Source organism: Clostridium sp. ZBS2 (assembly GCF_023845855.1).
GTDB lineage: Bacteria > Bacillota > Clostridia > Clostridiales > Clostridiaceae > Clostridium > Clostridium aquiflavi.
The window spans coordinates 111,099-132,832 of record NZ_JAMQIF010000007.1; the positions used below are offsets into that span (position 1 = coordinate 111,099).

At 28.1% G+C, this 21,734-nt stretch carries 26 protein-coding genes; all 26 read right to left on the reverse strand.

What is annotated here, in order from left to right:
* Positions 1-106: 106 nt before the first annotated feature.
* Positions 107-1,108 (reverse strand): LacI family DNA-binding transcriptional regulator, encoded by a 1,002-nt coding sequence (locus NG918_RS05075; protein ID WP_252215137.1) that lies wholly within the window; start codon positions 1,106-1,108, stop codon positions 107-109.
* A gap of 33 nt (positions 1,109-1,141) precedes the next feature.
* Complete coding sequence (locus NG918_RS05080; RefSeq protein WP_252215135.1) at positions 1,142-1,384, reverse strand: GIY-YIG nuclease family protein; 243 nt, start codon at positions 1,382-1,384, stop codon at positions 1,142-1,144.
* Positions 1,385-1,701: 317 nt separating this feature from the next.
* Positions 1,702-2,718 carry a ketol-acid reductoisomerase gene (gene ilvC, locus NG918_RS05085; protein ID WP_252225015.1) on the reverse strand — a complete coding sequence of 339 codons (1,017 nt, stop codon included), beginning with the start codon at positions 2,716-2,718 and terminating at the stop codon, positions 1,702-1,704.
* Between the two features lie 20 nt (positions 2,719-2,738).
* A complete protein-coding gene (gene ilvB, locus NG918_RS05090) occupies positions 2,739-4,412 on the reverse strand; it encodes a biosynthetic-type acetolactate synthase large subunit (RefSeq protein WP_252225018.1) in 1,674 nt (557 codons plus the stop codon).
* A 129-nt stretch (positions 4,413-4,541) separates the two neighbouring features.
* The gene (gene ilvD / locus NG918_RS05095; RefSeq protein WP_252225021.1) at positions 4,542-6,200 is read right to left on the reverse strand and encodes a dihydroxy-acid dehydratase; all 1,659 of its coding nucleotides are present in this window, start codon (positions 6,198-6,200) and stop codon (positions 4,542-4,544) included.
* A gap of 6 nt (positions 6,201-6,206) precedes the next feature.
* Complete coding sequence (leuB, locus tag NG918_RS05100) at positions 6,207-7,289, reverse strand: 3-isopropylmalate dehydrogenase (RefSeq protein ID WP_252225024.1); 1,083 nt, start codon at positions 7,287-7,289, stop codon at positions 6,207-6,209.
* Positions 7,290-7,336: 47 nt separating this feature from the next.
* The gene (gene leuD / locus NG918_RS05105) at positions 7,337-7,822 is read right to left on the reverse strand and encodes a 3-isopropylmalate dehydratase small subunit (RefSeq protein ID WP_252225027.1); all 486 of its coding nucleotides are present in this window, start codon (positions 7,820-7,822) and stop codon (positions 7,337-7,339) included.
* A 14-nt stretch (positions 7,823-7,836) separates the two neighbouring features.
* Positions 7,837-9,096 carry a 3-isopropylmalate dehydratase large subunit gene (gene leuC, locus NG918_RS05110; protein WP_252225030.1) on the reverse strand — a complete coding sequence of 420 codons (1,260 nt, stop codon included), beginning with the start codon at positions 9,094-9,096 and terminating at the stop codon, positions 7,837-7,839.
* Positions 9,097-9,140: 44 nt separating this feature from the next.
* Positions 9,141-9,650 (reverse strand): acetolactate synthase small subunit, encoded by a 510-nt coding sequence (gene ilvN, locus NG918_RS05115; RefSeq protein WP_252225033.1) that lies wholly within the window; start codon positions 9,648-9,650, stop codon positions 9,141-9,143.
* 366 nt (positions 9,651-10,016) lie between these two features.
* Positions 10,017-10,430 carry a hypothetical protein gene (locus NG918_RS05120; RefSeq protein ID WP_252225038.1) on the reverse strand — a complete coding sequence of 138 codons (414 nt, stop codon included), beginning with the start codon at positions 10,428-10,430 and terminating at the stop codon, positions 10,017-10,019.
* A 304-nt stretch (positions 10,431-10,734) separates the two neighbouring features.
* Complete coding sequence (locus NG918_RS05125; protein WP_252225042.1) at positions 10,735-12,096, reverse strand: AAA family ATPase; 1,362 nt, start codon at positions 12,094-12,096, stop codon at positions 10,735-10,737.
* Between the two features lie 342 nt (positions 12,097-12,438).
* Positions 12,439-12,627 (reverse strand): hypothetical protein, encoded by a 189-nt coding sequence (locus NG918_RS05130; RefSeq protein WP_252225045.1) that lies wholly within the window; start codon positions 12,625-12,627, stop codon positions 12,439-12,441.
* A gap of 50 nt (positions 12,628-12,677) precedes the next feature.
* Entirely contained in the window at positions 12,678-13,739 is a 1,062-nt protein-coding gene (locus NG918_RS05135; protein WP_252225048.1) for a leucine-rich repeat domain-containing protein, read from the reverse strand.
* A 132-nt stretch (positions 13,740-13,871) separates the two neighbouring features.
* Positions 13,872-14,231: a hypothetical protein gene (locus NG918_RS05140; RefSeq protein WP_252225051.1), complete on the reverse strand. Its 360-nt coding sequence runs from the start codon at positions 14,229-14,231 to the stop codon at positions 13,872-13,874.
* 265 nt (positions 14,232-14,496) lie between these two features.
* Positions 14,497-14,826: a hypothetical protein gene (locus tag NG918_RS05145; protein WP_252216790.1), complete on the reverse strand. Its 330-nt coding sequence runs from the start codon at positions 14,824-14,826 to the stop codon at positions 14,497-14,499.
* 254 nt (positions 14,827-15,080) lie between these two features.
* Positions 15,081-15,422 (reverse strand): hypothetical protein, encoded by a 342-nt coding sequence (locus NG918_RS05150; RefSeq protein ID WP_252225054.1) that lies wholly within the window; start codon positions 15,420-15,422, stop codon positions 15,081-15,083.
* A 17-nt stretch (positions 15,423-15,439) separates the two neighbouring features.
* Complete coding sequence (locus NG918_RS05155; protein WP_252225058.1) at positions 15,440-15,943, reverse strand: hypothetical protein; 504 nt, start codon at positions 15,941-15,943, stop codon at positions 15,440-15,442.
* Positions 15,944-15,952: 9 nt separating this feature from the next.
* Positions 15,953-16,384 carry an SMI1/KNR4 family protein gene (locus NG918_RS05160; RefSeq protein ID WP_252225061.1) on the reverse strand — a complete coding sequence of 144 codons (432 nt, stop codon included), beginning with the start codon at positions 16,382-16,384 and terminating at the stop codon, positions 15,953-15,955.
* A complete protein-coding gene (locus tag NG918_RS05165) occupies positions 16,381-16,779 on the reverse strand; it encodes a hypothetical protein (protein WP_252225064.1) in 399 nt (132 codons plus the stop codon). Before NG918_RS05165 ends, NG918_RS05160 begins: the two co-directional genes overlap by 4 nt.
* A 239-nt stretch (positions 16,780-17,018) precedes the next feature.
* Positions 17,019-17,570, reverse strand: a complete 552-nt coding sequence (locus NG918_RS05170) for a hypothetical protein (protein WP_252225067.1) — start codon at positions 17,568-17,570, stop codon at positions 17,019-17,021.
* Positions 17,571-17,580: 10 nt separating this feature from the next.
* A complete protein-coding gene (locus NG918_RS05175) occupies positions 17,581-17,946 on the reverse strand; it encodes a hypothetical protein (RefSeq protein ID WP_252225070.1) in 366 nt (121 codons plus the stop codon).
* A 563-nt stretch (positions 17,947-18,509) separates the two neighbouring features.
* Positions 18,510-18,758, reverse strand: coding sequence for a hypothetical protein (locus tag NG918_RS05180; protein WP_252225074.1), 249 nt, complete (start codon positions 18,756-18,758; stop codon positions 18,510-18,512).
* A gap of 3 nt (positions 18,759-18,761) precedes the next feature.
* Positions 18,762-19,559: a hypothetical protein gene (locus tag NG918_RS05185; protein ID WP_252225078.1), complete on the reverse strand. Its 798-nt coding sequence runs from the start codon at positions 19,557-19,559 to the stop codon at positions 18,762-18,764.
* A gap of 44 nt (positions 19,560-19,603) precedes the next feature.
* Positions 19,604-20,554, reverse strand: coding sequence for a pentapeptide repeat-containing protein (locus NG918_RS05190; RefSeq protein ID WP_252225082.1), 951 nt, complete (start codon positions 20,552-20,554; stop codon positions 19,604-19,606).
* 4 nt (positions 20,555-20,558) lie between these two features.
* A complete protein-coding gene (locus NG918_RS05195) occupies positions 20,559-21,185 on the reverse strand; it encodes a hypothetical protein (RefSeq protein ID WP_252225087.1) in 627 nt (208 codons plus the stop codon).
* A gap of 2 nt (positions 21,186-21,187) precedes the next feature.
* A complete protein-coding gene (locus NG918_RS05200; RefSeq protein ID WP_252225090.1) occupies positions 21,188-21,712 on the reverse strand; it encodes a hypothetical protein in 525 nt (174 codons plus the stop codon).
* Positions 21,713-21,734: the final 22 nt, after the last annotated feature.

The window sequence follows — 21,734 nt, forward strand, 5'->3', positions numbered from 1 at the left end:
GATAAAAATTATATATAATTCTTTAGTTTTCATATTTTTTCTCATAATTACAAAGGATTTCTTCGCAATCGGTTGCAAATTGTTATATATGATTCAATAAAATTTATTATTTTATTGAATCTCTAATCACTAAGTTAGTATCAATTATATAATGATCTACCTCTTTATTATTACTTTCTAAAGAATCTATTAGTATTTTAGACGCATAATATCCTAGTTCATATGCATTTATATCAACAGATGCTAACGGTGGATTTTGAAATTCAGCTAATTGTGTGTTATTAAATCCTATGATAGAAATATCTTTTAAATTTTTTTCTTTAAAGACCTTTAATGCACCAAAAGCCATCATATCATCTTCTGCTACAATAGCATCAGGAATTCCATATTTCAATAGTTCTTTTGTAGCCTCAATTCCCTCTTGCTCAGTAAATTCTTCTTTAATTATTATATATTGTTCTTTTATATTAATTCCATTCATTTGGCATGATACTTTAAATCCGTTTACTCTATCTTTAGTTAAATTCCACTCTTTTCTAGCCCCTAAAAAAGCTATTTTTTTCTTTCCTCGCTTAGCTAAATTATTAACCAAATCATATGTCGCTTTAAAGTTATCATTATCTACCCATAAAATTCCATCAGTTTCTTCTGGTCTACCAATAACAACAAATGGAAAACCTGTTTCTTTTAAATATTTTATATTGCTATCATCAGATTTAGCTCTTAATAAACAAATTCCATCTACCAAATTACTACTTATAAAATCCTTTACATGGTGTGCTTCGTGTGCTTCATCTTTACTAAATGCATAAGTAATATAATAATTCTTACTTTGAGCATATACACTCATACCCTTCATTGCTTGAATGAAAAATGGATTTGTTAATAAATCTTGTGCTTCATTTGGAAGTATTACACCTATTATTCTTGTTTTATTATTTGCTAAGCTTCTAGCTATTGCATTAGGTTTATATTTTAACTTTTTAACAGCTTCTCTTACTTTACTTTTAGTTTCTTCACTAATCTGACTGCTATCTGATAATACTCTAGATACAGTTGAAGTTGAAACATTTGCTTCTTTAGCCACATCTTTTATAGTAACCTTCATAACATCCTCCAAATTCTCTATTCTTAAAATATGTTATTTTGTTTTTATTAATTCTTGCTTTTGTAATCTCGTTAACCTTTTTATTTTATATTCTCTTCTCATAGCCTCTTTTTTATCTTCAAAGATTTCATAATACAAAAGTTTAACTGGAGTTCTCCCCCTTGTATATTTTGCCCCTTTTCCTGAAGAATGCATTTTTATTCTCTTCTCTAAATCATTTGTCCATCCAGTATATAAAGTATTATCTGAACATTCTAAAATATAAACATAATTCATATATAAATTCCCCAAAATTTTCTTATATGTTATTAGTAACTATTATAACATAAAGTAGTCAATATTTTTATATGATAAATAAAAGCGCTTGCATAAAATAAGTTTCGTATAAATATATATTTATGAATCTAACTTTTGGAAAATTTTACACCCCAGGGGTAAAATAAAAATGTGGATTCAAATTTAATGAATCCACATTTTTTAAAGTTATCCACACTTTTTTAATAAATGAAATTGTTATCTACAAAAACTGTGCATAAAATTGTGATAAAAATTTATGTTCTTCTTCTAACCATATTGCATCTTAATATAATTTATTAGTTATTTATTAGTTTGTCTTCATTGTTCCAACAATAAAGTTTACGTATTTCACTACCAACTTCTTCTGATTGGTGTTCTGCTGCCAATTTTCTCATTGCTTTAAAGTGAGCTTGTCCTCCTGCTTCAGACATATCTAATAAGAAATCTTTTGCAAAAGTTCCATCTTGAATATCCTTAAGTACTTTCTTCATAGTCTTCTTAGTTTCTTCAGTGATTATCTTAGATCCTGTAATATAATCACCATATTCAGCTGTATTTGAAACTGAATATCTCATTCCAGCAAAACCTGATTGATAAATAAGATCTACTATTAATTTCATTTCATGGATACATTCAAAGTAAGCATTTCTTTCATCATATCCGGCCTCTACTAATGTTTCAAAACCCGCTTGCATAAGAGCACAAACACCACCACAAAGAACTGCTTGTTCCCCAAATAAATCAGTTTCTGTTTCTGTTCTAAATGTTGTTTCAAGCACACCAGCTCTTGCTCCACCAATTGCATTTGCATATGCAAGTGCAGTTTCTAAAGCCTTACCAGTTGCATCTTGATGCACTGCTACAAGACAAGGAACTCCTTTACCTAATTGATATTCACTTCTTACTGTATGTCCCGGTCCTTTTGGGGCAATCATTGTTACATCAACATCCTTAGGTGCTGTTATTTGATCAAAATGAATATTAAAACCATGAGCAAACATTAACATATTTCCTGCTTCAAGATTTGGTGCAATATCCTTTTTATACATTGCTGCTTGTAATTCATCATTTATAAGAATCATGATTATATCAGCTTTTTTTGCTGCCTCAGCTGTGCTAAACACTTCAAATCCTTGTGCTTCTGCTTTAGCCCATGATTTACTACCTTCATATAAACCTATAATTACATTACATCCTGATTCTTTAGCATTTAATGCATGAGCGTGCCCTTGACTACCATAGCCTATTACTGCAATAGTCTTTCCTTTTAATGAATTTAAATCTGTGTCTTTTTCATAATACATTTTTGTCATTTTAACGTCCCCCTAATTATTTAATTTATATCTTCTTCACTCATAAGTTGATTAATGGGTGCACCAGGTGCAACCATAGGAAAAACTTTTTTATCATTGCTTATTACATAATCTATTAAAACAGGTTCTTCTGAGGCAATTGCTTTCTTTAAAGTCTCTTCAAGATCTTCTCTTTTTTCAACCCTAAACCCCTTAGCACCAAAAGCTTCTGCAAGCTTAACATAATCTGTTTGCCTATCTAAAGTCGTCTCTGAATATCTTTTTTCATAAAATAATGTTTGCCATTGCCTTACCATTCCCAGTGCATTATTATTCATAACTATAACTACTAATGGTAATTTATTTTTAACTGCTGTAGCCATCTCATTGCAATTCATACCAAAGCTTCCATCTCCAGCAATATTAAATACTTTTTTATTAGGCTTACCTATTTGAGCACCTATAGCAGCTCCAAAGCCATACCCCATAGTTCCAAGTCCACCAGAACTTAAGAAACTTCTTCTATTAGTATAATTAAAATACTGAGAAGCCCACATTTGATGTTGTCCAACTTCAGTAGTAATTATAAAACTACCATCATTTAGTTTATTCAGCTTATCAAATAAAAACTTTGGTGTTAACTCCCCATTGTTGCTCTCATCTATGTGCTTTTCTCCTTTAAGAGAATCTATAAAATTAATCCATTCTTTATTTTCCTTTTTTTCTACTAACGGTATTAATTTATTTAATACATATTTCAAATCTCCAATTATTGATGAATCTACTTTTATATTTTTATTTATTTCTGCTGGATCTATATCTATATGAATTATTTTTGCATTTTTAATATGATTTTGATCACTTATAACTCTGTCACTAAATCTTGCTCCTAATACTATTAATAAATCACATTGAGTCGCACCTATATTTGATGCTTTTGTCCCATGCATTCCAATCATTCCTGTATATAAATTATGATCAAATGGGAATTCAGAAGTGCACATTAAAGAAGTAGATACAGGTGCTCCTATTTTTTCTGAAAACTTTATTAGCTCTTCTGTTGCCTCAGAAGAAACAATTCCGCCCCCAGCATATATAAATGGTTTTTTACAATTATTTATATAATTTATAGCCTCATGAAATGAATTTTCTTTTATCTTATCTATTCCCTTAGTTATTTTTTTAGGAATCAATTTTTTATATTCTGTTTTATTAGATGTTATATCTTTTGGTATATCTATTAAAACAGGACCTTTTCTACCTTCTTCAGCTATATAAAATGCCTCTCTTATTACCTCTTGAAGATCTTCTATATTTTTTACAATATAATTATGCTTTGTAATAGGCATTGTAATTCCAGCTATATCTACTTCTTGAAAACTATCTTTACCAAGAAGTGGTTTAGATACATTTCCTGTGATAGCTACCATAGGAATTGAATCCATATAAGCTGTTGCTATTCCTGTAACCAAGTTTGTAGCTCCTGGTCCTGATGTTGCTATACATACTCCAACTTTGCCAGTTGCCCTTGCATATCCATCTGCAGCATGTGCAGCTGCTTGTTCATGACAAGTTAAAACATGACGAATTTTCTCCTTATATTTATATAATTCATCATATATATTTAAAACAGCCCCTCCAGGGTATCCAAAAACTGTGTCTATACCCTCATCAACAAGAGACTTTATCAATATTTCAGCCCCCGTTAATAACATTTTATTCACCCCTTTGCTTTACTTATTGCTATTTGCGTATTAATTTAACTATGTTTTAAAAATATGCGTTGATACATACAATGCCACTTTGCTTATGTATGTATCAGCGCTTTATTAAAACATAGAACATTACTTTAATATTGCACCTTCACTGGCAGAACTTACAAGCTTTGCATATCTAGATAAGTACCCATCTTTTACTTTTGGTTCTAGTGGTTTAAATTTAAGTTTTCTTCTTTGAATTTCTTCGTCACTTAATTTAACTTCTAATTTTGCATTATTTATATCTATTGAAATAATATCCCCATCTTCTATTAATCCAATCATTCCACCAGATGCTGCTTCTGGAGAAACATGTCCTATAGATGCACCTCTAGTAGCTCCACTAAATCTTCCATCAGTTATAAGTGCAACAGAATCATCAAGTCCCATACCTGCAATTGCTGCTGTTGCCTGAAGCATCTCTCTCATTCCAGGTCCCCCTTTAGGTCCCTCATACCTTATTACAATTACATCACCTTGATTTATTTTCTTATCAAAAATTGCTGCATTTGCTTCCTCTTCTGAATTAAATACTCTAGCTGGTCCTTCATGAACTAACATATTCGGTAAAACTGCTGCTCTTTTTACAACTGCACCATCTGGAGCTAAATTTCCCCTAAGTATTGCTATTCCACCATTTTCGCTATACGGATTATCTATTGGTCTAATGACTTCATAATTCTTAACTGTTACCCCTTTAATATTTTCTTCTTGAGTTTTTCCTGTAACAGTAATACAATCTAAATCTAAAATATCTTTCTTAGAAAGCTCATTCATGATTGCAGTAATTCCACCTGCTGCATACAAATTCTCAATATGAATATTTGAAGCTGGTGCCAACTTACAAAGATCTGGTGTTTTTGATGATAAATCATTTATTATATCTAAATTCATATCAACCTTTGCTTCATTTGCTATTGCTGTTATATGAAGCACACTATTAGTTGAACATCCAAGTGCCATATCAGCTTTAAGTGCATTCATAATACTTCTTTCATTTATAATGTCTCTTGGTTTAATATCATTTTCTAACATCTTCATAACAGCCATTCCAGCTTTTTTAGCAAGTCTTATTCTTTCGGAAAAAACTGCTGGAATAGTTCCATTTCCAGGCAATGCTATACCTAATACTTCACATAAACAATTCATAGAATTAGCTGTGAACATTCCTGAACATGAACCACATGTTGGACATGCACACTCTTCCAAATCACATAATTCCTTTTCATCCATTGTTCCATTTTCATATGATCCAACAGCTTCAAACATTGTAGTTAAAGAAATATCTTTTCCTTTATGTTTTCCTGCAAGCATTGGCCCCCCACTTATAACAACTGATGGAACATTAACTCTTAAAGCACCCATAACCATACCCGGCACAATTTTATCGCAATTTGGAATTAAGACTAATGCATCAAAAGCATGGGCTTTAGCCATACACTCAATAGAATCTGCTATAAGTTCTCTTGTAACTAAAGAATATTTCATTCCTTCATGTCCCATTGCTATACCATCACACACCCCAATTGTAGGTATAACAAGTGGCGTACCACCAGACATTAAAATTCCTTTTCTAACAGCTTCAGTTATTTTATCAAGATTCATATGACCTGGAATAATCTCATTTTGTGATGAAACTATTCCTATAATAGGTCTTGAAATTTCTTCATTTGTTAATCCTAAAGCCTTAAGAAGTGATCTTTGAGCTGCTTTTCCATGACCTTTTTTTATAACATCACTCTTCATAAATCACTATTCCCCCTTATTTATTTTTTTACAAACTAAATCTCCCATTTCATTAGTTCCAACTTTAATTTTTCCTTCACTCATTATATCTCCAGTTCTATAACCATCTTCTAAAACTGATAACACTGAACTTTCAATTAGCTTTGCTTCACTTTCTAAATTAAAACTATATCTAAGCATCATGGCTGCAGATAATATTGTTGCTAATGGATTTGCAATTCCCTTACCTGCTATATCAGGTGCACTACCATGAATTGGTTCATACATTCCTAAAGTCCCATCACCTAATGATGCTGATGGTAACATTCCAATAGATCCTGTAATCATACTAGCCTCATCAGATAAAATATCCCCAAACATATTAGAAGTTACAATTACATCAAATTGAGTTGGATCTTTTACAAGTTGCATTGATGCATTATCTATATATAAATAATTAACATTAACTTCTGAATAATCTTTTGAGATTTCCCCGATTACTTTTCTCCAAAGTCTAGAAGTTTCAAGTATATTTGCCTTATCAACACATGTTAATTTTTTATTTCTCTTCATTGCTGTTTCAAATCCAATTCTAACTATTCTCTTTATTTCAACAGTGCTATATCTTTCTGTATCATAAGCTGATTCTACGCCTTCTAATTCTTCTCTTCCTCTTTCACCAAAATAAATACCGCCTGTTAGCTCTCTTACAATAGCAATATCTATTCCATTTTTAACTATTTCATCTTTAAGTGGTGATGCATTTTTAAGAGGTTCATATAATACTGCTGGTCTTAAGTTACAATAAAGATTCATTCCACTTCTTAATCCTAATAATGCTTGTTCAGGTCTAACCTTTGCATCAGGATTATCCCATCTTGGTCCCCCCACAGCACCCAACAAAACAGCATGACTTTTTTTACATATATCTAGAGTTTCCTTTGGAAGAGCTTCTCCAGTTTTATCAATAGAACATCCTCCAGCCATTACATATTCATATTCAAATACATGTCCAAACTTTTTCCCAACTACGTTCAATACTTTTATAGCTTCTGTTACTATATCAGGGCCTATCCCATCACCTGGTATTACAGCCACATTATATTTCATAAATAGTCCCCCATTATTTTTATTTATTCCTTATTGCTTACTAAAAATTATTTGTTTCTTATATATCCTATTAGCCCATCATTATCTATAATTTTTTGCATAAATTCAGGAAATGCTTCACCTTGATATTGTTCATTTTTACTTAGATTCTTAATTATCCCTGTTGAGAAATCAACTTCAAGTTCATCCCCAAAATTAATATTTTTCACTGCTTCATCACATTCTAATATTGGTAAACCTATATTTATTGAATTCCTATAAAAGATTCTTGCAAATGTTGATGCTATAACACAGCTAATCCCCGATGCTTTAATTGCTATAGGTGCATGCTCTCTTGAAGAGCCACAACCAAAATTTTTATTAGCAACTATTATATCGCCATCTTTTACATTATTAACAAAATCTTTATCTATATCTTCCATACAATGTGATGCAAGTTCTTTATGATTAGATGTATTTAAGTATCTTGCTGGAATTATTACATCAGTATCAACATTATCACCATATTTAAATACTCTACCTTTTACATTCATATAAAAATCCCCCTTTATACTAACTCTGGATCAGTTATTTTTCCTGTTAAAGCTGATGCTGCTGCTACTGCTGGACTAGCAAGATATACTTCTGATTCAACATGTCCCATTCTACCCACAAAATTTCTATTTGTTGTTGAAACACATCTTTCTCCTTTTGCTAATATTCCCATATGACCACCTAAGCATGGACCACAAGTTGGTGTTGAAACCACTGCTCCTGCTTCAATTAAATCTTTAATAATACCTTCTTCTAATGCTTGTAAATAAATCTTTTGAGTTCCTGGAATAACTATACATCTAACTCCTTTTTTAATTTTTTTCCACTTTAAAATTTCCCTTGCTATTCTTAAATCTGATATTCTTCCATTTGTACAAGATCCAATAACTACTTGATCAATATCTATATTTCCTACATTATCAATAGTTCTTGTATTATCAGGTAAATGAGGAAATGAAACTGTTGGTCTTAAAGTATTTAATTCTATCTCTATAACTTCATCATATTCTGCATCTTCATCAGCTTTATAAACTTTCCACTCTTTCTTAGTATGTTCTTTTAAATATTCAATGGTCTTATGATCTACTGGGAATATACCATTTTTTCCTCCTGCTTCAATTGCCATATTAGCCATTGTAAATCTGTCATCCATGGAAAGATAACTTAATCCATCTCCAACAAACTCCATTGATTTATATAAAGCTCCATCAACACCTATCATTCCAATTATGTGTAAAATTATATCTTTTCCACTTACCCATTTAGCTGGCTTATTTTTAAGAATAAATTTTATAGCTGATGGAACTTTGAACCAAGTTTGTCCAGTAGCCATTCCTGCTGCCATATCAGTTGAACCTATTCCAGTTGAAAATGCTCCAAGAGCACCGTATGTGCAAGTATGAGAATCAGCACCAATAACCACATCCCCTGCAACAACTAGTCCTTTTTCAGGAAGTAAACAATGCTCTATTCCCATTTCTCCTACTTCAAAGAAATTTTCTATCCCCATCTTATTAGAAAATTCTCTAACATACTTTGCCTGTTCAGCTGCTTTTATATCTTTATTTGGAGTAAAATGATCTGGCACAATTGCAATTTGACTTTTATTAAAGACTTTATCAACACCAAATTTTTTAAATTCATTTATAGCCACTGGTGTTGTAATATCATTTCCTAAAACTAAATCAAGATTTACTTCGATTAATTGACCTGCTTTTACACTTTCTAATCCTGCATGTTCCGCTAATATTTTTTGAGTCATTGTCATCCCCATTTTTATCATCCTCCTAAAAATATGTTTTTAACTCAGCAAATATTTTAATATTCCTCAACTGAATTTTTAATTGTTGAAATTCCCCTTTGAAGAGCAGTTATCCCTGTTCTAACCATCTCTTCTATTCCATACTCTTCCATGAGTTTTATTAGTGCTGATATTTTATTTTCATCACCTGTCAGCTCTATAGTTAAAGTATTTGGTGAAACATCAACTACTTTGCATCTAAATATCTTTGCTGTTTCATTAATTGCTGCTCTTTCATCTCCACTAGCTTTAACTTTTATAAGTACTAATTCTCTATAAACGGAATCATCAGAAGTAATATTTATTACTCTTATAACATCTTCAAGTTTATTTAATTGCTTCTTAACTTGTTCTAAAACATCATCATCTCCGCTTAAAGTAATCGTCATTCTAGATACTAAAGGATCTTCTGTTCTTCCTGCTGTTATGCTATCAATATTATATCCTCGTCTTGAAAATAACCCTGAAACCCTACTTAATACACCAGATGAATTCTTTACTAAAACGGATAATACATATTTCCTCATAAAATCATACCTCCGTAAAATTTATTTAAAGCAAAAACCACTTTTAATGATACAAACCATAAAAAGTGGTTAATCTCCGCTTATATAAAATATCACTAGGTTCTAACAAACCCTTGCATATAACGGTTGCACACCATTAACTTTTGCTTTTTTTAAAGTTTACTCTTATAAAATATCAAAGTCAACAACCGTAGATTATTTTTACAAAACTTATATATTAAGGAATATTTTTTGATGTATATTTTTCATTTAGTCAATGAAACAACTGTTTTATTGATAGTTTAAAACTATACTTCGTTTAATTTTATCATATTGATTTTATCGTACTTGTTCATTAAACATTATAATAATACATAATTTTTATCATTAATCTGGATCACCATAAGGTTCCATCATGTCTATAGTTTCAATATCTGGTAATATAGTATCTAGATTATAATCATAAACATTAAAGCTTATTTCCTTTGCTAATAATTTTGATATTATTTCTTCCCTTTCAGCATCAAAAACCACTTGATCTCTTACAATTTCTATGAAATTATCTATGCTATAAACTTCACATCGTCCTTCATCTACTCCTAATTGAGTACATATATTTCTTCTTGGTTCCTCTGCTCCAATTTCCGTTGCATCATTATAATCATCTTTATCAATTTTATGGTCTATAATCCTTTCATAATATATATTTATATAAGCTTTTGCTAATTCTAAATCATCGAACCCCTTAGTATCACCATTTGGCATAACTAATAAATATTCATTATACGGAACTATATTCATAAGCTTTTCCCTCCTTAGCATGTACTTTTGTATATCACCTTATTTATACCCTAGTTTCACAATTGCTATTCTCTAAACAAAAAACTCAATTTTTATTCTTATTGCATATTTTTAAACATGAATATTTAAAACATATTATAGTGTCTATATAACATTTTTTAATTGAAAGTAATGTAATAAAAATTTTTAAATTTAGACAATAAAAAAAGTTGAATCAAATTTATTTAAAAACATAAATTTGATTCAACACTATTTATTATTGCTATGTAGTAAATTTTTTTAATATTTTATTTACATAGCTTTTCTAGGATAAATATTCTCTTTTAAATCTAGGGAATAAATAAATAGGTATAGTTATTATTTTTCCTGTAGTATCTATACCACCATAAGTATTACCTTTACAATAAATTGCTTTATTTATTTTGCTATCATTAAGGGCTTTAGTTATCGTTTTTCCTTTATTCTTACCTGCTTTAACCTCTATTCCATATAACTCTTGTGTATTCTTATTATAATGTAAAAAATCAATTTCTCCATTCTTATATATACCAAAACTCGGATCACGTAGGAAATTATAATCTAAATTGTTAAATATAAAGTTTTCATGTAATATTCCCATTATTTCATTTTTATCTGAACCTAAGTTTTCCAAAATTACACGTAATAATCCTATATCTGAAAAATAACAACGCTGACGTACTTTAAAGTCGACATATTTTAATTCTAACACTTTATCACAAAATCTTATTAATTTGGCATTAACTAACCATTCAATTGCATTTCTAATATTAGTTTTAGTTATGTTGCTTGAAAATCTATTAAACAATACTTCTTTTAACTCTTCACTAAATGAATCTTCTTTAAATCCTTCTTTCTCAGTTGTAAGTAGAAATGCTACACCACTTAAACTATTTCTTAATACTGCGATATTACCAATATTCTCTGAAATATATTGAAAAGACTCTTCACAAAATCTAATCAATATATTTTCTTTTATTATATCTAAATCAGAATTTTTATCTTTTATATATTCCATAACAACTTGAGGATAACCACCAACTAATAAATACTCTTGGAACTTAGATGAAATTAAATCATAATCTTCCTTAGCTGATTTTCCATAGAAATCTAACGAATTGTATAACTCTCTTAAATTATATATTGCTAGGAATTCTTCAAATGATATTGGATTTACTGTTAATGCTATATAATCCCCATTGGAAATCCAAAATGATTTATCATTAATAATTCTACCAAGATAACTACCTGAAACTATAAAATTAGTTTTAAATTCTCTTGCAAAGCTTCTTATCATACTAAATATCTTTGCACTCTCCTGTATCTCATCTATTATAATTATACAATCTTCACTATCTTCAAAGTCAGACGAAAATCTTCTAAATAATTCATGTAGAGAATTAACTTTACTTCTATCTAATTTACCAGATAATCTTTCCTGTGCTATCTGTTTATCTATTTCTAGTAAGTCTGAACCATCTTCTGTTGTTAAATCTATATAAATTACTTTTGAATAATTCTCTGATGCAAATTTACGAATTATATAAGTCTTCCCTACTTGTCTAGCACCCTCAACATATAACACTTTATCTGAATTATTATTTTTCCATTCTAAAATATTCTTATAAATATCTCTTTTAATATCCATTACTATCTCCCTTATTATATATATTGTGAATGTTTAATATTAATAAGTTACTCCCATTATAATATAACACTTTACACATTATATTATAATTTTATTCTATATTATTTGTTATACTTCTATATAAATTCCTCTAATGCTAAACTAATTAACTTCTGTACTTTGAATTGTTTATACTCTGTAATAAATATTCCCATTGTTTTAATATATCTGCATCAACCTTATACTATTTCTAAGCTTAACATATTAACATCTTTTATATAAAATTAATCCTTATATATAAGTTATATATAAGGATTAAATATCCTTTAAACTATTTCAAAATAAATTTAATCATTCTCTAATTTACGTATCTAATATAGTAATTGATGGCACTTCTGTTACTGGTATATCAGTAATAATTATTCCTTCATCATTATGTGCTGGAAATACTTCTATACTCGGTCCACTTACTTCTGGAGCCCAACACTTATCTACTGCTGAACTTATTATATCATTTTGTGTTGTATTAATTATCTCAACATAATTAAACATAAATAGAGCCAATGTCTCTTGAATTAGAAACACCAGCTCATATTGTAAGTTTAATATATTACTTCTAAATCATTTCTTTTCTCTTGAAGTTTTCTTAACATTTCTATATCATTAATTTCATTGTATTCTAAATTAATTTCTTTTAATTTATATAATTTTTCAATTCCATTTATATTAGTTAATAAATTATCTTCTAAATTTAAAATTTCTAAATTTTTTAGTTTTTTTAATGGTGAAGTATCATTTACTCGACATCCACTTAAATTTAATTTTTTTAATTGAAAAAGATTTTTTAATGGAGTTATATCTTTAATCAGATTTTGTTCTGCTATAAAATACTCTAAATTTATTAATGATTCTATACATGAAATATCTGAGATTTTATTTATACCTACATTAATACTAATTAATTCTTTTAAATTATGAATTGGAGAAATATCCTCTAAATTGTTAGCAAATAAATCCAACTTCTTTAATTTTTTTAAATTAGATAATGGAGTTAAATCACTTACTTTGCTATTATTTATAGATAAACTTTCTACATTATGCAAGTTTTTAAACTCTTTTATAACTTCTAATGTTTTTAAGCAACTTGGTAAAGTTATCTCTTTTAAATTCTTATATCTATTTAAAAATTCTAAATCAAAACAATTTTGTGGCAAACCAAATGATATTATTTTATCTGGATTGCTTAAATTAGGAACTTCACAATCTGTTCTTTCTAAATTAATACGCTCCAAACTTCTTATATCATTAATATAATCTATATTTTTTATTGGATTTCCACTTAAATTTAAATACTTTAAAGTCTTTATATTACATATAAAACTAATATCTTTTATATTATTATCACTTAAATCTAAATACTCTAGTTTCTTAATATTCTTTATTAATGAAATATTATTTAAATAAGTTCCCATTAATTCAAGCTTTCTTAAATTCTCACAATATTGAATCCCTTCTAAGCTAGCTATTTGGGGTTCATCACTATAGTGTATAATTTTTAATTCAATAATACTTTTTAAATCTTCTACTTCAATATGTCCACTTAATTTTCTAATCTTTTTTCTTATTTCATGTTCAAATTGTTTATCTAAAAATAATATTTTCATAATTATTGCTCCAAATTATCTCTGTTTAGATTTTATGCAGTTACTTGCTATTCTAACATTTTGTATTGTTGCTCTAAAACTCTATTTATCGTATTCTTAGAGAATCCTGCATTTATAAAATCATCTATTATATTATTCTTTATTGTATTCAATCATTACTTTAATAGCTTCTGTTAACCAATTCCAAAAACAATTATATTCTTTTCTTTGCTCATATCCTACAGATGCAAAATCATGTATTATCTGAACTCTTTCACCCTTATTTACTTCGAAACATGCTATATCATCATTATCATCTCTTCTTGCAAAAGGTATAAGTTTTCTACTTGGATACCTTTCTCTAAGTCCTTTTAATCTATTTATTACTCTCTCTTCATCCATTATATACCATAGGTCAAAGTCTACTAAATTTAATTTTATTACTTTTAAAAATGGCTCTGGATATTGAAATTTATAACTTGTCAATTTATCTTCTAAAAATTCTATATTCACAGTTACTTACCTATCCTTTTTACAATATATTAGAAATACTTCTATACTTGGTCCACTTACTTCTGAAGCCCAACATTTATCTACTGCTGAACTTATTATATCATTTTGTGTTGTATTTATTATCTCAGTATAATTTAAATATAAATAAAGCTAACATCTCTTCCATCAGAAACATTAGCTCTTAAATAATCTTATTGATATTTAATCATCCTATACATCTATTTAATTTGTTTAAATGTATTATAATGATCTGTGGTTTCATATATTAACTATTTCTATAATCCATATATTCTTCATATGCTTCATCAATCTTTTTCCTACATATTTTATGCCACTTATCTATTAATTCTTTTGTTTTATTATCGTCATTTCCATTCATATCACCACCAAAACCTACAAAATCTAATTCATCTTCAACCACACCATGTTCATTTGCATATGCTATTTCATTCGGTGATTCAGTATATGATAAATACTTACATGTATGTTCAAGGCAATACACTCCCATTTTATTATTATATTTATAACAAGGTAATTCTTCATTTCTGTTTTTACATTCACAATAACATTCTAATAATATGTGCTTCATTTCCATTAACTTTCCCTCCTAATAATCATGTTTAGTAAGTATTTCTATAATTTTTATACTTCCATCACTGATTTTTTCATAAATAATTCTACCAGCACCTCTACCTCTTCCCATTCCTTTAATATCTATAGCCCACTGTCCACTTCTATTACCACTTAAAGGATGTTCATTTAATCCTCTCGTATCACCATTTTCTAATGCTTTTATTGCTTTATCGTATCCTTTTTTAGCTTCGGGACTTAATTTTTTAGCAGATCGTTCTACTGATTTAGGTAATTCAATGCGATTACTTCCACCCTCAATAAAAATAATATTATCCTTCTCGTTCTGCTTCTCTGCTCTGGAAATACTATTATATTATTAGGTTGCTCTACCATTGCTGGCGTATCTAATATAGTAATTGATGGCACTTCTGTTACTGGTATATCCGTAATAATTATTCCTTCATCATTATGTGCTGGAAATACTTCTATACTCGGTCCACTTACTTCTGGAGCCCAACATTTATCTACTGCTGAACTTATCATATCATTTTGTGTTGCATTTATTATTTCAGTATAATTAAATATAAATAGAGCTAATGTCTCTTTAATTAGAAACATTAGCTTTATTAACTATATTATAACTTTTTTATTATTTTTAATGTATCAAAATCCGATGCTTCATTTAATCCAGAAGCGTATAGTAAAGGACTTTCATCTCTATGCATTTCGTAAATTTCTCCATGCTTTAACTTAATAAACTTTCTTAATTCAGATAAAGTACTATCTACATCTAACTTTGAATATAATTTTTTATTCATAATAATACTTAAATATTTATTATTTCTAGTAAAAAGTATATTATAATCAAATGAAGCAGTAATAAAATCATTTGGTAATGAATAAACTGATAACCATTTAATATTAGTATCATTATTAATAGATTTTATTACCTTTCTTTCATTTTTATCCAAACTTAATACCTTATTTGATTTAATAGAATCACTCTCGATTGAAATATAATTAGGCTTATGTCCTAATCTCTCAATAACCCTTTTGCAATATTCATACCAATCAATACAATTATTTTTACATTCAACTTCTCCATATAATGTTATTGATACTACTATTTCTTTATCCATATACTATTCTCATATTTTTTTAATTACATCTATTCCAACATTATTTATTAGTAACTCACTTAATGAATTTGCTACATATTGTAATTCGTCAACATCTAAATCATTAAATGCTATCACATATAAACCAAAACCTTTTTCACCAGTTGTATATATTAAAGCATTTCCTCCTTCATCATCAGCTATTGCCAATGAATTTGGAATATTTTCTTGTATACTATACGCCTCATTCATCTCTATACAACCATCAGCTCCCCATATCCTAATATATTTTTTTTCATCAATATTAATTTCTATCTCTGTTAATTCTCTTATTACTTCTAAAAAATCCTCTGCAATATTTATATTTGAGAATTCAATCAACTCTTTTATTTCTTCCTCATTTGAAGCTGGTTTACTAGCATCTATTCTATATTTATTACTTAAATCATTTAATATACTCATCTAACTTCAATCCTTTCATGTGGAACTTTTAATTTATTTAGCATTTTGTATTGTTGTTCTAAAACTCTATTTATCGTATTTTTAGAGAATCCTGCATTTATAAAATCATCTACTATATACTGTAATTCATCTTGTAAGCTTGAACTCCATTTTCCATTTCCACTTTCAACCCTAGCATTTCTTCTTGCATTTTGAGCATTAGTAATGCTAGTATGTGGCATACCTTTTCCTGTTTCTATTGTTACAGTTGGTGCTAAATCTGGGGCGTAACCATATTGAGAAAGATTTTCTTTTGCCCACTGTTGTTGTAATCCATGATGTGATTGTAATCTTCCATCATTTGGTCCAGTTCCCTTAGGTACTGGTGCAGAACCTGCATGAGTTTTATTAAACAATGCATAATTTTGTTCTACAGGATTACCTCCCCCATCAATAAAAATAGCATTTCCCTTCTCACTCTGCTTCTCTGCTGGAAAATCTGTAATTGTTGGTGTTTTAACCTTATGCTCTGAATACTATTATATTATTTGGTTCCTCTACAATTGCTGGCGTATCTAATATATCTAATTATAAAAATGGCTAACATTTCTTATTTAAAATATTAGCCATTATAATTTTTATTATCTATTTAATTTCAACTTACTACATTATTAATATTTAAATATAAAAATTTTCTCAGATTTTTTATGCTTTCTGATTCAATCAATTTAGAATTTATCTCAGATATCTCATTTATTAATAATTGACTATCTTGTACAACTCTTTTAATAAATTCATTTTTACCGACAGTTATGCCCTCCCATTTATATTTCTCGAATTCTTCCATAGGCTTATCTACTAATGATTTATTAATATTTTTTAATTTTAACTTTATCTTTCTTACATGAATTAAGTCATCATTAACTTTTAATTCAAGCCATATATTATCAGTATCTAAAATATAAAATGCTACATAATTATTTTGATTTAATGTATAAATGGCTTGATTTAGTTTTGTTAACCACCAGACTAATAACTCCTCTGAAAAAGGGATTTCATCATTTATATATCCTATCGTTTTATTATTAAAAGTAATTTTAATTTGTCCTTCTATATCTCCATCAAATTCATTTACAAACTCGTTTAAACTCATTTTTTTTATTTCTTCTAATGTTTCATTTAAAATCTTATGTTCAATTGTAAACATCTTATCCTCCCTATAATCCAAAATCATCTAAAGTATAATGGTGCGATCCATACGCAGTACCAAATTTACCATTATCAATATAAACATTAATTTCTTCATCATATACTTCTACAGTATGCTTTCCATTGATTTCACCTTGTTCTATGATTGTATCATATGCCTGTTGCGCTGCTTCAACAACTTTTTCTTCTGACCAAGATGGATTAAAGAAACTTCTTTCTGATATATCCATCTCTAAATCTTCTCTTGGCATAGTCTTTATTTTATATTGTAAATTATTTTTCACTCTCTCAAATGTATGCCTATTCAATATATGTTTTACTTTTCCTTTTGTTATAGTATTACTTATTCCATCAATAAAAATAATATTATCCATTTCATCAGATTCATCCATTGGAAATGTTTCTATATTAGGTATATCTGCTATATTATCTAATGGAAATACTTCTATATTAGGTATGTCTATTTCATCATATGCTGGAAATACCTCAATTGTAGGTTCATTTATACCTTTTGGAGCTCAACACTTATCTATTGCTGAACTTATTATATCATTTCTTCAATTTCTTTTAGCACTATTTATTCTAATTGAAATAGATTTTTATGTTTCATATTTTCAATTCTTTTTATTCTTAAGTGGATTTATTTATCCTCTACATATTAATTGTTGTTTTTGCTCCTCGATTTCAAGTAAAATTGTTAAGTATAGGATTTCCTTTACTTAGTAGTTTACTGTATTTTTAATCCTAGTTATCTTGACTTTTAAAAGTATTGGTATTATTTCAGTAGCATTTTCTACATCACCTACTATGAATCTAACTTAAAGTAAAAAAATATCGACACTATTTAAGTATCGATATTTCAGTTACAACAATATTTTCTTTTACTCTGATTAATTATTATGCATTGAAAATTTATATTAATTACTATTCTAGAATATTAATCAATATTATCAGTGTTAAAATTTGTAACTACTATTATATCCGTTGAATCTTTCTTCCACTCCTCTTTCCAATCACGTAAATGTGAATGGCACAATTCTGTTTCTAATCTAACCTTGCTATGCTCTTCTTTTACATATTGGAAAAACTTAATTATTTCATCTATTTCTTCTATATCACATTCAAATGAAACCTCTTCTAATTCCAATAACTCATCACTATTTTTTTGATATCCATACGCTTTCATAATTTAATCATTCACTCTCCATCCATGATTTTCTAACCATTTTCTTACCTTATTACTTACATTAGGATTCCCCCTATGCTTATCATGTATTGTACCATCATTATTTAATGAAGTTTTATCTTTAAGGTGAACATGTGGTTTTTGTCCTTTAACATGTGGTTTATCTACTCTATCTACATCTTTAGGTGCTCTTCCCCTTTCAACTTCTTTTTGTAAACTTGAAGGACTATCCGGTATATCAGCTTCAACTGCCCCATCAATAAAAATAACATTTCCCGTCTCATTCTGCTTCTCTGTTGGGAAATCTATAATTATTGGTATATCAACTCTCTGCTCTGGAAATACTTCTACATTATTTGGTGTCTCTACTATTATTGGCGTATCTAATATAGTAATTGATGGTACTTCTGTTACTGGTATATCTGTAATAATTATTCCTTCATCATTATGTGCTGGAAATACTTCTATACTCGGTCCACTTACTTCTGGAGCCCAACACTTATCTACTGCTGAACTTCTCATATCATTTTGTGTTATATTAATTATATCACAAAGTCTACCTGCCGCATTACCTACTGCTGAATTTGCTACAGCATTTGTCATTTCCTGAATATCACAATTAACATCTTCTTTACTCCCAGATATACAAGATTCAATTAACGCTTTTCCTTGTACTAGTGTCTCAGCAGTCTCTTTTGCAACCTCATCTAATGCCAATGTTAAATCCTGACAAAATTTAAAGCTAGCACACATTCCAAAAAAAGCCATCACTGCTAATCCTATTGAAATTCCTATTTCCATTAATAATCTCCCCCTCTCTTAAAAACTAGATTATTAACTTTTAATCATTTTTTATTTTCAAGCCTTACAGCTTTTCCATTATTTATAGCATATACATTGATTAACTTAGCATTTTTAAATTTTGTATTTCTTAAAATACAATCCTCAAAAACTACATCTTCTAAAATGCTAGAACTAAAATCTGTTGTTCCTAAATCACTAGATATAAAGCGACATTTCTTTAATTTAGCTTCTTTTAAATTTAATCCAACTGCTTTACATGATTTTAAGATAAAGTTTTGTAAATCTGATCTTTTTAAATTCATACATGTTATATCTTGATTTTCAATTTCAAAATTCTCTGCTTTTAAGCCTGTCCAATGACTAAACACCAATTTTTCTATCTTATTATCTTTTAGCTCTTCTTTAAAAATATCTTCATTTTTCTCAAAATTATCATAATAATATACTATTTGAGAATAATCCTTATAATCTCCATAGCTAATCCTCAATGTTTCGTATTTATTCATTTCATTAAAGCTAATTTCTTCATCATATTGCTTAAGATATTTAATAAAAAAATATGTTAAGTATTCATTGTAATTAGCAACTTGTCTTAAAATATATTGATCTACACTACAAGGTTTTATTTTTCCTACATACTTCTTTATTTTTTGGTGTAAATCGTTTCTAATTTCTTCTAATCCCTGAAAAATATAATCTATATTAAACACTTCATATATCATATCTCCTGCATACCATTCTTTACCATAAGCGATTACTGTTATATCATAAGTTTTATTTAAAATACCGATTTTAAGTATTGAAAAATCTATATATTTTATTTTAAATTCTTCATCTTTCTTTGATTTATCAGCTATTTTCATTAAAGCTTCCAATATTTGATTCTTTAGTTTATCTTCATTTTCTAATATATTTAAAAGTACTTTTTCTTTATATTTCTCTAAAATTGGTTTAGCTTCTTCCTTTAAAAATTTCTCTTCAATTTCCTTCATGAATCTATTTATCTCCCTCATTAATTTTAATAAGCTCTGATATTCCTATCATGATTTTTTCCCACTTATTCTTATCTTTTTCTAAACATGAAAAAACTAATATTATGCATTGATCTCCTAAATCTATCATTTCAATGTATTGATACATATAATCATAAGCTGTTGGCATCCTAAGCTTTATTATGTTTCTTGGATAATTCATATATAAATCTTCTGTAATACTTGAACATTCTACATAAAGTTTATTTTTCTTTAATAACTGTTCAAGTACTATATTAAAATCAATCTTCTGTCTATCTTTATCATCAACATTTATTTTGCTTAATAAAATATTTAAATTCTTTTCTTTATTCCATAAATATTTTGATTCATCTTCTAAATAATCCTCAAAAAAATTTTTAATTATAGGAAAAGTAATCATTCCGTCAAAGCAATCTTTATTTTCAAATTCAAATTCAACGCCATTATAATCTAATTTTCCATTTTCTATAGCTAAAGTAACTTCTTCTTGAGATATTTCAGGCAATATTTCTGCTTCTATATTTTTTTGCTGAGATTTTAAAATTTCTCTCTTTTTAGCTACCTTTTTAATTTTTTGCAATTTAGCAATCTTCTCATCTAAAAAAGACATTTCTATTCCTCCACCTGAATTTCTTCAAAAATCATTCCCCAAAGTTCTCTTCTAATGGTACTTTCAACAATATCTAAATGAACAAAAATATGCTTTGGTGAAAACTGTGTAGTCTCCATTTCTTTTAATCTAAATACAGGAGAGTCCTTAACTTTTTCATGCTTTATTATTTTTTTATTTACTGAATAATCTTTATGATAAGTTGAATTATCACTTAAACCTTCTATTAATGGAGATTCTACATCGTAATATTCTTTTTGAATTTTATTTTCTATATTATTAAACATAACTAGATTAAACTTTAAATCTTCACTATACATTGCCATAACCTTCTTTAACTCTGCAGAAACAAAAAAATGTTTTTTATAAGCTATAAAATCTGGTAATGATTCTTCTTTTCCCTTAAAAGAAACTATACCTACTATTTCTTTTTCTTCCTCATCTGTATCTAATTTTTCCCACTCTAAATTTTCAATTTTGTAATCATAACTTATTCTGTTATCTTGTATCATTTCAAAATACTTCATAAATAACTATTCTCCTAATAAA